Source organism: Streptomyces sp. NBC_01410 (assembly GCF_045040195.1).
In the GTDB taxonomy this organism is placed as follows: Bacteria; Actinomycetota; Actinomycetes; order Streptomycetales; family Streptomycetaceae; genus Streptomyces.
Genome location: NZ_CP109530.1, coordinates 3,443,946 through 3,456,585, shown reverse-complemented (window position 1 = coordinate 3,456,585; position 12,640 = coordinate 3,443,946). Strand labels below are relative to the sequence as shown.

Below are 12,640 nucleotides of genomic sequence, written 5' to 3'. Positions count from 1 at the left end.
GGTACCATTGAGGCATGGCTGGTCTGAATCTGAGATTCACCGAGGAAGAGCTCGACGCCCTGCGCAAGCGTGCGGAGGCGGAAGGCCGCAGTATGCAGTCCTTCGCCCACGATGCCGTGATTACCGCCATAAACGAGCACTCGCGTCTCTTCAACGAGGCCGCGGACCACGTGCTGAAGGTGAGCGAAGAGCTCAACCGGAGGCTCGCCTGATGAACTACCTCACCCTCCCCGAGCTGCTCAGGCTTGCTGAACGGCTCGGGGCCGACGAGGTGCGTGACTACGGGCTGCTCGACTCGGCTCTCGCTCGACCGCGATCGAGCGTGTTCGGTCAGGACGCCTACCCCGACGTCTGGCAGAAGGCCGCGGCACTCATGGAGTCGCTGGCTCGCAACCACGGCCTCGTGGACGGCAACAAGCGCATCGCCTGGTACGCGACGTGGGTCTTCCTGCACATCAACGGACACCCGTTGAGTGCTGGATTCGAAGTGGACCAAGCCGAACAGTTCGTGCTGAACGTGTGCCAAGGGCAGCTTGACGTACCGAAGATCGCCGAACAGTTGCCGCGCTTCGCACGGTGACCGCGAGATGTGAGGCAGATCCCAATCGGGGCGGAACCGGCGACATTCGAGCCGGGTAGCAACCCGGCCACCGGTAGGGTGGCCCGGTTGTCATACCTGGACGAGCGTCGAACCGGAGACCGTGACTACTACCGCCTCCCACTCCCACCACCTCTCGCCCGCGTTCCCCGGGCGTGCCCCTTGGGGTACCGCCAGCAAGCTGCGTGCCTGGCAGCAGGGCGCCATGGAGCGGTATCTCCACGAGCAGCCACGGGACTTCCTCGCCGTCGCCACCCCCGGCGCCGGTAAGACCACCTTCGCGCTCACCCTCGCCTCCTGGCTGCTGCACCATCACGTCGTCCAGCAGATCACCGTCGTCGCGCCCACCGAGCACCTCAAGAAGCAGTGGGCCGCGGCCGCCGCGCGGATAGGCATCAAGCTCGATCCGGAGTACAGCGCCGGGCCGCTGAGCAAGGAGTACCAGGGCGTCGCGGTGACCTACGCGGGTGTCGGCGTACGGCCCATGCTCCACCGCAACCGCTGCGAGCAGCGCAAGACCCTGGTGATCCTCGACGAGATTCACCACGCCGGTGACTCGAAGTCGTGGGGCGAGGCGTGCCTGGAGGCCTTCGACCCGGCGACCCGGCGGCTCGCGCTGACCGGTACGCCCTTCCGGTCCGACACCAACCCCATCCCCTTCGTGCAGTACGAGGAAGGGAACGACGGGATCCGGCGGTCCTCCGCCGACTACACCTACGGGTACGGGAACGCTCTGGGCGACGGGGTCGTGCGGCCCGTCATCTTCCTCAGCTACAGCGGCAACATGCGCTGGCGCACCAAGGCGGGCGACGAGATCGCCGCGCGCCTCGGCGAGCCGATGACCAAGGACGCGATCTCGCAGGCCTGGCGCACCGCGCTCGACCCGCGCGGCGACTGGATGCCGAACGTGCTGCGCGCCGCCGACAAGCGGCTGACGGAGGTCAGGAAGAGCATCCCGGACGCCGGCGGTCTCGTCATCGCCTCCGACCAGGACTCGGCGCGTGCGTACGCCAAGCTGATCCGCGAGATCACCGGCACCAAGGCGACCATCGTTCTCTCCGACGAAGCCGCCTCGTCCCAGCGGATCGAGGAGTTCAGCGAGAACGAGGACCGCTGGATGGTCGCGGTCCGCATGGTGTCCGAGGGCGTCGACGTGCCGCGCCTCGCCGTGGGCGTGTACGCGACCACCATTTCGACGCCGCTCTTCTTCGCGCAGGCGGTGGGGCGCTTCGTACGGTCCCGCCGGCGCGGCGAGACCGCGTCCGTCTTCCTGCCGACCATCCCCAACCTCCTCGGCTTCGCCAACGAGATGGAGGTCGAGCGCGACCACGTCCTCGACAAGCCGAAGAAGGACGGGGAGGACGACCCGTACGCCGAGTCCGAGAAGGAAATGGCGGAGGCGGAGAAGCAGCAGGACGAGGACACCGGCGAGCAGGACATGCTCCCCTTCGAAGCGCTCGAGTCCGACGCGGTCTTCGACCGGGTGCTCTACGACGGCGCCGAGTTCGGCATGCAGGCACACCCGGGGAGCGAGGAGGAGCAGGACTACCTCGGCATCCCGGGGCTCCTCGAACCCGACCAGGTGCAGCTCCTGCTCCAGAAGCGGCAGGCACGGCAGATCGCGCACAGCCGCAAGAAGCCGGACGACGAGGCCGATCTGCTGGAGCTGCCGGCCGAGCGGCGTCCCGTGGTCTCCCACAAGGAGCTGCTGGAGCTGAGGAAGCAGCTCAACACGATGGTCGGCGCGTACGTCCACCAGAGCGGCAAGCCGCACGGGGTCATCCACACCGAGCTGCGGCGGGTGTGCGGCGGGCCGCCGAGCGCGGAGGCGACGGCCGGGCAGATCCGCGAGCGGATCAAGAAGGTTCAGGAGTGGGCGACGCGGATGCGGTGATCCGGACCCGCGCCGATGACCGGATTCTGGACGAGGTCTTCCGCTGAGCGGACCAGGTCGCTACTGTCCCCGCATTGCACACGCCCCGTGGCAGCGCCGCCGCGGAGCGCAGCCGGTGTGCCAGGGCCTGCCGGCGGCCTCGGGGTGCGTCGCCGATGGGACCGGTGTCGCTGATTCCGCCGAGGACCGCCGTCACTCACTCCGAAGGAGAGGGCGTCGTGACCGCGGAGACTTCCCAGACGCTCGACCGGGGACTGCGTGTCCTCAAGCTGCTCGCCGACACCGACCACGGGCTGACCGTCACCGAGTTGTCCACCAAACTCGGCGTCAACCGAACCGTCGTCTACCGTCTGCTCGCCACCCTTGAGCAGCACGCCCTCGTCCGCCGTGACCTGGGCGGCCGCGCCCGGGTGGGCCTGGGCGTGCTGCGCCTGGGCCGCCAGGTGCACCCGCTGGTGCGGGAGGCGGCGATGCCCGCGCTGCGCTCGCTCGCGGAGGACATAGGGGCTACGGCTCATCTCACCCTCGTCGACGGCGCGGAGGCCCTCGCGGTCGCGGTCGTCGAGCCGACGTGGACGGACTATCACGTGGCCTACCGGGCCGGGTTCCGTCACCCGCTGGACCGGGGCGCTGCGGGCAAGGCGATCCTGGCCGCGCGCCAGAACAAGGGGAAAGAACCCGGATACACGCTCACCCACGGCGAACTCGAGGCGGGCGCGAGCGGTGCGGCCGCGGCGCTGGTGGGGGTGACGGGGATAGAGGGGAGCGTGGGCGTGGTGATGCTCTCGGACTCGGTCCCGGAGAGGGTGGGCCCGAGGGTGGTCGACGCGGCGAGGGAAGTGGCGGACGCGCTGCGCTGACGGGTCCCCTGGCGGGGTGCCGGTGCGGTTCGGGGGCGGGGGAGGAACCAGCCCGCGCCCCCGAACCTCCGGCAAGCGCCCCCCGCACCCCCGTGCCCCCTGCACCCCGGACCCCGCAGCCCCGCCCCCGCGTCCCGATACATTGACCCCGTGCTCTCCAGCCTCACGCGCCCCCGCGCCCTCGCCCTCTGCGCCCTCCCCGTCGTCGCGCTCTTCGCCGTCGTCGGGCTCGCGCCGTTGCCGTACGCCGTGGCGCAGCCCGGTTCGACCGCCGATGTGCTGGGCGACGTCAAGGGCGCCCCGGTCATCACGATCTCCGGTGCCCCGACCCGTACGACCAAGGGCGAGCTGCGGATGACGACCATCGTCGCGACCGGGCCGTCCGCGGACGTCGATCTCGGGGATGTGGTCGACGCCTGGTTCAGGACGGACCGCGCGGTGCTGCCCCGTGACTCCGTCTATCCGCGGGGCAAGTCCGACGAGGAGGTCGCGAAGCACAACCTGAAGGACATGGAGAAGTCCCAGGACGTCGCGACCACCGCCGCGCTCTCGTTCCTCGGCGAGGATCCGGCGAAGGTCAAGGTCACCCTTCATCTCGCCGATGTCGGCGGGCCCAGCGCCGGGCTGCTGTTCTCGCTCGGGATCGTCGACAAGCTCGACGGCGACGGCGCGGGCGGCGATCTCACGGGGGGACGGACCGTCGCGGGTACGGGGACGATCAGCCCCAGCGGCGAGGTCGGGGCGGTCGGGGGTGTCTCGCTGAAGACTCGGGCCGCCAAGCGTGACGGCGCGAGCGTCTTCCTCGTGCCCAAGGGGGAGTGCTCCGACGCGCAGGCCGAGCTCCCCAAGGGGCTGCGGCTGATCCCCGTCACGACCCTCAAGGGCGCGGTGGAGTCGCTTCGGGCGCTGGAGAAGGGCGGGAAGGTTCCGAGCTGCTGACCACCGCCGAGGCGGGCGCGTCCATCTCGCGCCAGCTCGGGAACACCGCCGGTGCCAGCGTCGCCAGGAAGTACACACCGCCGATCGCCAGCAACGCGGCTGCCAGTCCCGTTTGTTCGACGAGCCAGCCCGCGGCCAGCCCGCCGAGCGGAGTGGTCAGCAGGACACCCGCGGTGGTCACGCCCGCGACCCGGCTGCGCAGTTCGTCGGGAATCCGCTCGTAGATCACCGTGGTGAGGATCGGGTTGAGCATCCCGGCCCCGAGACCGCCGACGGCCATCGTCACGGCGAGCGGCACGGTCCCGTCGACCAGCGCGGCCACCACGAACCGCGGCAGTCCGCACAGCAGGAACGCCCCTGTGAACAGGACCCGCCGCGGGAAACGGTGCCCGATCGCGCCGTACAGGAGAGCGCCGAGCAGCGCGCAGCCCGCGAAGACGGCGACCAGCAGGCCCAGATGGCGCGCCCCGCCCAGATTCTCCCGGGCGTGTACGGGCAGCAGGACCGAACTCCAGCCCTGGTCAAGGCCGTTGGTGAGCATGACCATCGTCGTGATCGCCAGCAGCAGCCGGGTGCGCAGCAGGAAGGCGTATCCCTCGCGCAGCTCGCCCCGGTACGCCGCGAGGGAGACGGGCTTCGCGCCCCGCAGGGGATCGGCCGCGCCGAGTGCCCGTATGCCGGCGAAGATCAGCAGCGCGGAGCCGCAGAAGGTCGCTGCGTCCAGCAGCAGGACCGCCTCCGCGCCGGTCACCGCGATCAGTACGCCCGCGAGCGCCGCCCCGGCCATCCGGGCGCCGCGCGAGACCGCGTCGAAGAGGCTCGCAGCGCGGGAGAGGTCGGTGCCCGCCGCCTTCGCGAGATCGGGGACGAGCACATAGCGCGCGGTCTCGCCGGGCGCGTGGAAGAGGCCGGTCACGGCCATCAGCGCGCACAGCATCCAAAATGCGAGCGCCCCGGTGTAGTGCAGCAGCGGGATCGCGCCGATGGCGAGGGCGCAGATCAGGTCGGAGGCGATGCTGACCCGGCGGCGGCCGATGCGGTCGATGACCGGGCCGCCGGCGATCGCCGAGACGACTACCGGCAGGGTCGCGCAGAAGGCGACCAGGCCCGCCTTGGCGGGGCTGCCCGTGCTCTCCAAGGCGAACCACGGGACGCCGACGAGGGTGAGTGAATTCCCGGTGATCGATACGGCGTTGGCCGCCAGCACGCTCGCCAGCGGCCCCCGTCCCCCCTCGTTCTTCATGCGATACGTGCGTGTCGGCGCGCCGGCGGTTTCATGAGACGCAGCCCCAACTCGACGAGTAACAAGCCGAGTTGTGTACGGAGGGGGGCACGGCGGGGGCGCAGGGCGACCTCGGCGGTCTCGCGCCGCAGCTCGTCCGCGCGTATGGAGTGCAGCTGGAGATGCACGTCGGGATGCATGGCGGTGTCCTCTCGATCGGTCGCGCAGTCGGTCGCGCAGTCGGTTGAGTCGGTCGGTCGGCGGGCTCGGCGAGTCAGTCGGTCGAGCGCGGGAAGGAGTGCAGATGCATCCGGACCTGGGCGGCGTCCTCGGCCTCGGGGCCGGGCGCCAGCTCCGTGTAGCCCTCGATGAGGTCGTGGATCTTCGCGTTCAGCTCGAAGGCCTGCGCGGGAGTCAGTCGCAGGGTGAAGTCACTGAGGTCGGAGCTGCGGCGCCAGGCCTCGGGCCAGTCGTGCGCCGTGCCGAGCCAGGTGCCGACCTCCTCGGTGTGGTGGGTCGCGATCTCGTGCATCAGGAGATCGGCGGCCCCGCGCACCGCGGGATCGGGGTTGTCGAACAGCGAGTATTCGATGGTGATGCCCTCTTCCGCGGCCTTCCACCAGCGCTCCCGGCCCTTGCCGCGCTCCGGGTCGTCCGCGACGAAGCCGTGCGCGGCGAGCTGGCGCAGGTGGTAGCTGGTCGCGCCGCTGGATTCCCCGAGCTTATCGGCCAGCTGCGAGGCGGTGGCGGGCCCGTCGTGCCGCAGTGTGTTCAGCAGGCGCATACGCAGCGGATGGGCGAGGCCGCGCAGGGAGCGCGGGTCGAGCCGGCGGTATTTGCGGTCTTCGGACTCGGACATGATGCAAAGATAGCTTTGCAGAGGAGTTGTTGCAACGATTTCTTTGCAAGCATCTCTTGGTAAGAGTCTCGCGCCGTGCCGCCTCAGACGTCTCCGTCCTCCGCGGCCTGCTCCACCAGCGGGATGATCCGCAAGCGCACGGGGTTTTCCATGACGATCGCCGTGGAGGCCCGGACGATGCCGTCAAAACCGACCACCAGGTCGATCACCCGTTGAAGATCGGCATTGGAGCGGGCGACGAGGCGGCACAGCATGTCCCCGTGACCGGTGGTGGTGTGCAGCTCCAGCACTTCCGGCACGCCGCTCAAATGCGCCCGTACGTCTGCACCTTGTCCCTGTTTGATCTCCAGCGTCGCGAAGGCCGTGACGGGATAGCCGAGCGCGGCCGGATCGACGTCGGGGCCGAAGCCGCGGATGACCCCGTTGGACTGAAGGCGATCCAGCCGCGCCTGTACGGTGCCGCGGGCGACCCCGAGCCGACGGGATGCCTCAAGCACTCCGATCCGCGGCTCTCGCGCCAGCAGGACGATGAGCCGGCCGTCCAGATGATCGATCGCCATGGCGTCTCCCGAATGGTCATCCTGTACAGATAGCCCCTCCATCCTGCTCCTGCACTATGCAGATTGCCCAGAGGAAACACGAACTATTGCGCACCTTGTGGATCGGGTGGAGCCTGCCGTTATGACTGAGACCATCGATCACAACCCGACCACCGCGCGTGAGGCCGACCCCTTCCCGGTGAAGGGAATGGACGCGGTCGTCTTCGCCGTAGGCAATGCCAAGCAGGCCGCGCACTACTACTCCACGGCCTTCGGCATGAAGCTCGTCGCGTACTCCGGACCCGAGAACGGCAGCCGCGAGACGGCGAGTTACGTCCTGGAGAACGGCGGCGCCCGCTTCGTCTTCACCTCCGTCATCAAGCAGTCCACCGACTGGGGCCGCTTCCTCGCCGACCATGTCGCCGAGCACGGCGACGGCGTCGTCGACCTGGCCATCGAGGTGCCGGACGCGCGCGCCGCGTACGCCTACGCCACCGAGCACGGCGCCCGCGGGATCACCGAGCCCTACGAGCTCAAGGACGAGCACGGCACCGTGGTCCTCGCCTCGATCGCCACGTACGGCAATACCCGTCACACGCTGGTCGACCGCTCCGGCTACGACGGCCCCTACCTGCCGGGCTTCGTGGCCGCCGACCCGATCGTCGAGCCGCCCGCCAAGCGCACGTTCCAGGCGATCGACCACTGCGTCGGCAATGTCGAACTCGGCAAGATGAACGAGTGGGTGGCCTTCTACAACAAGGTCATGGGCTTCACCAACATGAAGGAGTTCGTGGGCGACGACATCGCCACCGAGTACTCCGCCCTGATGTCGAAGGTCGTCGCGGACGGCACGCTGAAGGTGAAGTTCCCGATCAACGAGCCCGCGATCGCGAAGAAGAAGTCGCAGATCGACGAGTACCTGGAGTTCTACGGCGGGGCCGGCGTCCAGCACATCGCGCTCGCCACGAACGACATCGTCGCGACCGTACGGTCCATGCGGGCGGCGGGAGTCAAGTTCCTGGACACCCCCGACTCGTACTACGACACGCTCGGCGAGTGGGCGGGCGAGACGCGCGTGCCCGTCGAGACGCTGCGCGAGCTGAAGATCCTCGTCGACCGTGACGAGGACGGCTACCTGCTGCAGATCTTCACCAAGCCGGTCCAGGACCGGCCGACGGTCTTCTTCGAGATGATCGAGCGGCACGGGTCGATGGGCTTCGGCAAGGGCAACTTCAAGGCGCTCTTCGAAGCGATTGAGCGCGAGCAGGAGAAGCGGGGCAACCTCTGACCGGGGCTCCGCCCCGGACCCCGCTCCTCAAACGCCGGAGGGGCTGAAGTTCAGCCCGTCCGGCGTTTGAGGACATGCGGCCGGAGGTCGCATGCGGGGGTCCAGGGGGCGAAGCCCCTTGGGAACAGGCCCCGCGCAGCGGCCCCGCACCGCCTACGCTGGACGCATGGCCAGGATGAATGACGTCGGCGGCATGCAGGGCTTCGGGTCCATCGACACCACCGACGACACCGAGCCCTTCCACGCCGACTGGGAAGCCAGGGTCTTCGCCCTGAACCGCGCCCTCATCGCCGGCAAGGTCTTCAACCTCGACGAGTTCCGCGACGCGATCGAGTCCATGCCGCCCGCCGAGTACCTCGCGGCCTCGTACTACGAGCGCTGGTTCCACGCCATCGTCAGCCTCCTGGAGCGCAAGGGCGTCATCGCGGCGGGTGAGCTCGATGACTGACGCCACGACCGACCGCTTCGCGCCGGGCGCCCTGGTGCGGACCGTCCACCACGACCCGCCGCACCACACCCGGCTGCCCCGGTACGCCCGCGGCAAGCACGGCACCGTCGTCGAGCCCGAGGGCCGCACGCCGCTTCCCGACATCCGTTCCCAGGGGCGCGACGACGCCCCCGTCGAGCAGGTCTACGCCGTGCGCTTCGCGGCCCGAGATCTGTGGGGCGACGGCGACCACCACGTCGTACTCGATCTGTCCGAGAGCTACTTGGAGGACGACCAGCCGTGACCGGAACCCACGCGGACGCTGTGATCTCCCGCCGCGTACGCCGTCTCGAAACGCTTCTGGAGGAGCGCGGCATCGTCGCGGGCGCGGGGCTCGACGAAGCCCTCGACGCCTTCCTGAGCAGCGCGTCCCCGGCGAACGGGGCCAAAGTGACGGCCCGGGCCTGGACCGACCCCGCCTTCCGCGCCCGTGTGCTCGCCGACGGGACGGCGGCCGTCGCCGAACTCGGCCTGACGGCCGGGGGAGTGCAGCCGCAGCGCCTGCGCGTCGTCGAGAACACGGAGCACACGCACAACGTCGTCGTCTGCACGCTCTGCTCCTGCTACCCCATCCGGCTCCTCGGACCGTCCCCGAGCTGGTACAAGAGCGAGGCCTACCGCTCGCGCGTGGTGCGCGAACCGCGCGCGGTACTGGAGGAGTTCGGGCTGCATCTGCCGCCCGGCACGGAGATCACGGTGTGGGACTCGACCTCGGAGACCCGGTACATGGTGCTGCCGCGCCGCCCGGAGAACACCGAGTCGCTGACCGAGGAAGAACTGGCGGCGCTGGTGTCGCGCAACGCGCTGATCGGCACCGCGGCGATCTGACGAGGGCAGGCCGTACGGCGGCCGTTCACTCCACGGCACCGGTACTGGTAGGGGTAGGGGCGGTGGCACCGGCCCGCGACCGTTCCGGCGTCGGCGAAGGCGTCGGCGAAAGCGTGGGCGCCGTCGAAGGCGGCCCGACCTCCACCTCCGGCCCCACCTCCGCCTCCGTTGCCGTCTCCGTCTCCGGCTCCGTCGGTGCCTCCCCCTCCGGGCCCGTCACGTCCTGCGGCCCGCCCGGCGGCGGCTCCCCGAGCGCCTCCAGAGCCTGCCGCGCCGCCGGTGCCAGCAGCGGCGAGAAGTACGGGTTGATCCGCAGAGCCTCGGCCAGGTGCCTGCGGGCCGGGCCGTCCTGCTTGAGCGCGCGCTCGATCTCGCCGCGGTGGTAGGTGAACAGTGCGCTGCGCAGCCCCTGCTCCGACGCCCTCCTCGCGTACGGCAGCGCCTCCTCCGGCCTGCCCGCCCGGTACAGCGCCCAGCCCAGCGCGTCCGCGGTGTACACGTTCAGGTGGCCCCGCGCCCATTCGGCCTTCAGGCGGCGCACGGCCGCCTCCGGGTCGCCGTGGTCCGCCTCGAACAGGCCGAGTACGACCTCGTCGACCACGTCGTCCGCCCCCGCCCGCGCCACCTTCGTCCGCAGCTGCTCGTACTGCGTGGCCGCGTCCCCGTCGAGCCCCCGCGACTGGTACAACTCGCCCGCCGCCAGGGCGTATTCGGGCCGCTCGACCCGGTCCAGGGCTGCCTGGTAGTCGCGGAAGGCCTCGTCCGTACGCCCCAGCGCGGCCAGCGCCCGCGCCCGCGCCGCCAGCGACGGGTCGTGGTCCGGGGCCAGCCGCAGCGCCGCGTCGTACTCCTTCAGCGCCTCCGCGGGCTCGCCCCACTCCCACGCCAGGTCACCCAGCCGCTGCCGCGCGGCGGCCTTCTCCTGGGGCGCCTGGGCGCTGCCCACCGCGTCGTACGCCGCCGCCGCCGCGTCCTCGCGCCAGCCGCGTTCCCGGTAGACACCGGCGGCACGGCTCAGCGTCTGGGCGCCCGGGTGCAGCTCCGTGAGCTTGTCCATCGCCTTGCTCATGGCCTTGTAGTCGCCGAGCCCGCTGTACGCGTCGATCAGCGCCGGATACGCCGTCCACCGCTGCGGCTGCTGCTTCATCGCGCTCTCGCCCAGCGTGCGGGCCCGGGCGTAGTCGTGCCGGGCATTGGCCAGCGCCGCGAGTCCCACCACCGCGTTCACATTGCCCTTCTCGCCCGGCAGCAGCTGCAGCGAACGCCGCAGCGCGCTCTCCGCCTTCCCGTAGTACGCCGCTTCCGCCAGCCGGGAGCCCCGCTCCACATACGCCGACCCGAGCACCGCCCACGACTCCGCGTCCAGGGGGTGGGCCCGTACCCATTGCTCCCGGTCGTCGATGAGCGCGGTCAGATCGACGAGCGCCGCGGGGGCGCCCGCCGCGCCCGCGGCCAGCGCCCGCTCGGCCGCTCCCGGCTCGCGCCGCGCACCCTCCTCGCCCCACCCCGGGGCGAGCGTGATCACCCCGAAGACCAGCGTCGCGCCGATCAGCGTGCTGATCGCGGCGTTCTTCACGAGTTCGCTCCTCATGGGGCTCACTGTGCGACAGCGCGCAGCCAATACGAAGAACGCGACCCGCCCTGCGAACCGGATCGCGGACGGGTTCACACCGATGGCCCCCGGTGCGAGGCTGGGTCCATGGACGATCTTCTCGACCGGCTGCGCGCCGGTCTGCCCGCCGAGGCCCTCATCACCGACCCCGATGTCACGGCCTCCTACGCGAACGACATGGCGAGCTTCTGCGAGGCGGGCAGCCCGGCCGTCGTCGTGCTGCCGCGCACCGTCGAGCAGGTCCAGCACGTCATGCGCACCGCGACCGCGCTGCGTGTCCCCGTCGTCCCGCAGGGCGCCCGTACCGGCCTGTCGGGTGCCGCGAACGCCTCCGACGGCTGCATCGTGCTGTCCCTGACCAAGATGGACCGGATCCTGGAGATCAGCCCGGTCGACCGGATCGCCGTGGTCGAGCCGGGTGTCGTCAACGCCGTCCTGTCCCGGGCGGTGAACGAGCACGGCCTGTACTACCCGCCGGACCCCTCCAGCTGGGAGATGTGCACCATCGGGGGGAACATCGGCACCGCCTCCGGCGGCCTGTGCTGCGTCAAGTACGGAGTGACCGCGGAGTACGTACTGGGTCTGGAGGTCGTCCTCGCCGACGGGCGGCTGCTCAGCACCGGCCGCCGCACCGCCAAGGGCGTGGCCGGATATGACCTGACCAGGCTGTTCGTCGGCTCCGAAGGCAGCCTCGGCATCGTTGTCAAAGCAGTCCTCGCGCTGCGGCCGCAGCCGCCCGCGCAGCTGGTGCTCGCCGCCGAGTTCGACTCCGCGGCCGCCGCATGCGAAGCCGTCTGCGCGATCATGGAGCGCGGCCACACCCCCTCGCTGCTCGAACTCATGGACCGTACGACCGTCCGGGCCGTCAACGCCATGGCGAACATGGGCCTGCCCGACACCACCGAGGCGCTGCTGCTGGCCGCCTTCGACACCCCGGACCCGGCCGCCGACCTGGCCGCCGTCGGGGAGCTGTGCAGCGCCGCGGGCGCCACGCAGGTCGTCCCGGCCGACACCGTCGCGGAGTCCGAACTCCTCCTTCAGGCACGGAGGTTGTCGCTCACCGCCCTGGAGACCGTCAAGCCGGCGACGATGATCGACGATGTCTGTGTGCCGCGCTCGCAGCTGGGCGCGATGATCGGGGGCACGGCCGCCATCGCCGACAAATACGACCTCACCATCGGCGTCTGCGCGCACGCGGGCGACGGCAACACCCACCCCGTCGTCTGCTTCGACCACGCCGATCCGGACGAGTCCCGGCGCGCCCGCGAGTCCTTCGACGAGATCATGGCGCTCGGCCTGGAACTGGGCGGCACCATCACCGGCGAACACGGCGTCGGCGTACTCAAGAAGGAGTGGCTGGCGCGCGAACTGGGCCCGGTGGGCGTGGAGTTGCAGCGCGGCATCAAGCACACCTTCGACCCGCTGGGCATCCTCAATCCGGGCAAGATCTTCTGAGACTTCGGACGCAGGACCAATGCCCGATGGAACGGACAAGGCTGTCCGCTTAGCGTTGA

At 70.4% G+C, this 12,640-nt stretch carries 15 protein-coding genes; 10 read left to right on the top strand and 5 right to left on the bottom strand.

What is annotated here, in order from left to right; all coding sequences use genetic code 11:
• Positions 1-14 precede the first annotated feature (14 nt).
• From OG741_RS15810 to OG741_RS15790, 5 genes are all read left to right on the top strand, one after another.
• A complete protein-coding gene (locus OG741_RS15810; protein ID WP_187740698.1) occupies positions 15-212 on the top strand; it encodes an Arc family DNA-binding protein in 198 nt (65 codons plus the stop codon).
• Positions 212-580, top strand: a complete 369-nt coding sequence (locus OG741_RS15805; RefSeq protein WP_405598303.1) for a type II toxin-antitoxin system death-on-curing family toxin — start codon at positions 212-214, stop codon at positions 578-580. Before OG741_RS15810 ends, OG741_RS15805 begins: the two co-directional genes overlap by 1 nt.
• Positions 581-701: 121 nt before the next feature.
• Entirely contained in the window at positions 702-2,492 is a 1,791-nt protein-coding gene (locus tag OG741_RS15800; RefSeq protein WP_405598300.1) for a DEAD/DEAH box helicase, read from the top strand.
• 218 nt (positions 2,493-2,710) lie between these two features.
• Positions 2,711-3,352, top strand: a complete 642-nt coding sequence (locus OG741_RS15795) for an IclR family transcriptional regulator (protein ID WP_266475993.1) — start codon at positions 2,711-2,713, stop codon at positions 3,350-3,352.
• Positions 3,353-3,502: 150 nt separating this feature from the next.
• Positions 3,503-4,291 (top strand): S16 family serine protease, encoded by a 789-nt coding sequence (locus OG741_RS15790; protein ID WP_405598297.1) that lies wholly within the window; start codon positions 3,503-3,505, stop codon positions 4,289-4,291.
• On the opposite strand, the gene OG741_RS15785 is transcribed toward OG741_RS15790, so the two are convergent.
• The 4 genes from OG741_RS15785 to OG741_RS15770 all read right to left on the bottom strand — a co-directional run bounded on the left by OG741_RS15785 (position 4,230) and on the right by OG741_RS15770 (position 6,932).
• The gene (locus OG741_RS15785; protein WP_405598294.1) at positions 4,230-5,534 is read right to left on the bottom strand and encodes an MFS transporter; all 1,305 of its coding nucleotides are present in this window, start codon (positions 5,532-5,534) and stop codon (positions 4,230-4,232) included. The two genes, OG741_RS15790 and OG741_RS15785, sit on opposite strands and share 62 nt — an antisense overlap.
• A complete protein-coding gene (locus OG741_RS15780) occupies positions 5,531-5,713 on the bottom strand; it encodes a hypothetical protein (RefSeq protein ID WP_405598291.1) in 183 nt (60 codons plus the stop codon). Before OG741_RS15780 ends, OG741_RS15785 begins: the two co-directional genes overlap by 4 nt.
• 74 nt (positions 5,714-5,787) lie before the next feature.
• Positions 5,788-6,372, bottom strand: coding sequence for an ArsR/SmtB family transcription factor (locus OG741_RS15775; RefSeq protein WP_405598288.1), 585 nt, complete (start codon positions 6,370-6,372; stop codon positions 5,788-5,790).
• A gap of 83 nt (positions 6,373-6,455) precedes the next feature.
• Positions 6,456-6,932, bottom strand: a complete 477-nt coding sequence (locus OG741_RS15770) for an Lrp/AsnC family transcriptional regulator (protein ID WP_405598285.1) — start codon at positions 6,930-6,932, stop codon at positions 6,456-6,458.
• Between the two features lie 121 nt (positions 6,933-7,053).
• Here OG741_RS15770 and hppD point away from each other — a divergent pair, with 121 nt between their 5' ends.
• From hppD to nthA, 4 genes are all read left to right on the top strand, one after another.
• A complete protein-coding gene (hppD, locus tag OG741_RS15765; protein ID WP_405598282.1) occupies positions 7,054-8,199 on the top strand; it encodes a 4-hydroxyphenylpyruvate dioxygenase in 1,146 nt (381 codons plus the stop codon).
• A 166-nt stretch (positions 8,200-8,365) separates the two neighbouring features.
• On the top strand, positions 8,366-8,647 hold the full coding sequence (locus OG741_RS15760) for a hypothetical protein (RefSeq protein WP_405598279.1): 282 nt from the start codon (positions 8,366-8,368) through the stop codon (positions 8,645-8,647).
• Positions 8,640-8,930: an SH3-like domain-containing protein gene (locus tag OG741_RS15755; RefSeq protein ID WP_405598276.1), complete on the top strand. Its 291-nt coding sequence runs from the start codon at positions 8,640-8,642 to the stop codon at positions 8,928-8,930. Before OG741_RS15760 ends, OG741_RS15755 begins: the two co-directional genes overlap by 8 nt.
• Positions 8,927-9,514: a nitrile hydratase subunit alpha gene (gene nthA, locus OG741_RS15750; RefSeq protein ID WP_405598274.1), complete on the top strand. Its 588-nt coding sequence runs from the start codon at positions 8,927-8,929 to the stop codon at positions 9,512-9,514. The genes OG741_RS15755 and nthA overlap by 4 nt, the downstream gene beginning before the upstream one ends.
• A gap of 25 nt (positions 9,515-9,539) precedes the next feature.
• Here the strand turns inward: nthA and OG741_RS15745 are convergent, their stop codons facing one another.
• Positions 9,540-11,105: a tetratricopeptide repeat protein gene (locus OG741_RS15745; protein WP_405598271.1), complete on the bottom strand. Its 1,566-nt coding sequence runs from the start codon at positions 11,103-11,105 to the stop codon at positions 9,540-9,542.
• A gap of 108 nt (positions 11,106-11,213) precedes the next feature.
• Between OG741_RS15745 and OG741_RS15740 the strand changes: the two genes are divergently transcribed.
• On the top strand, positions 11,214-12,581 hold the full coding sequence (locus OG741_RS15740) for an FAD-binding oxidoreductase (protein ID WP_405598269.1): 1,368 nt from the start codon (positions 11,214-11,216) through the stop codon (positions 12,579-12,581).
• Positions 12,582-12,640: the final 59 nt, after the last annotated feature.

Bases quoted from the DNA above. Each gene is read 5' to 3' on its own strand.
- OG741_RS15745 (WP_405598271.1), bottom strand. From the start codon at position 11,105: ATGAGGAGCGAACTCGTGAAGAACGCCGCGATCAGCACGCTGATCGGC.
- OG741_RS15760 (WP_405598279.1), top strand. From the start codon at position 8,366: ATGGCCAGGATGAATGACGTCGGCGGCATGCAGGGCTTCGGGTCCATC.
- OG741_RS15785 (WP_405598294.1), bottom strand. From the start codon at position 5,534: ATGAAGAACGAGGGGGGACGGGGGCCGCTGGCGAGCGTGCTGGCGGCC.
- OG741_RS15770 (WP_405598285.1), bottom strand. From the start codon at position 6,932: ATGGCGATCGATCATCTGGACGGCCGGCTCATCGTCCTGCTGGCGCGA.
- OG741_RS15780 (WP_405598291.1), bottom strand. From the start codon at position 5,713: ATGCATCCCGACGTGCATCTCCAGCTGCACTCCATACGCGCGGACGAG.
- OG741_RS15755 (WP_405598276.1), top strand. From the start codon at position 8,640: ATGACTGACGCCACGACCGACCGCTTCGCGCCGGGCGCCCTGGTGCGG.
- OG741_RS15805 (WP_405598303.1), top strand. From the start codon at position 212: ATGAACTACCTCACCCTCCCCGAGCTGCTCAGGCTTGCTGAACGGCTC.
- hppD (WP_405598282.1), top strand. From the start codon at position 7,054: ATGACTGAGACCATCGATCACAACCCGACCACCGCGCGTGAGGCCGAC.
- OG741_RS15775 (WP_405598288.1), bottom strand. From the start codon at position 6,372: ATGTCCGAGTCCGAAGACCGCAAATACCGCCGGCTCGACCCGCGCTCC.
- OG741_RS15740 (WP_405598269.1), top strand. From the start codon at position 11,214: ATGGACGATCTTCTCGACCGGCTGCGCGCCGGTCTGCCCGCCGAGGCC.
- OG741_RS15810 (WP_187740698.1), top strand. From the start codon at position 15: ATGGCTGGTCTGAATCTGAGATTCACCGAGGAAGAGCTCGACGCCCTG.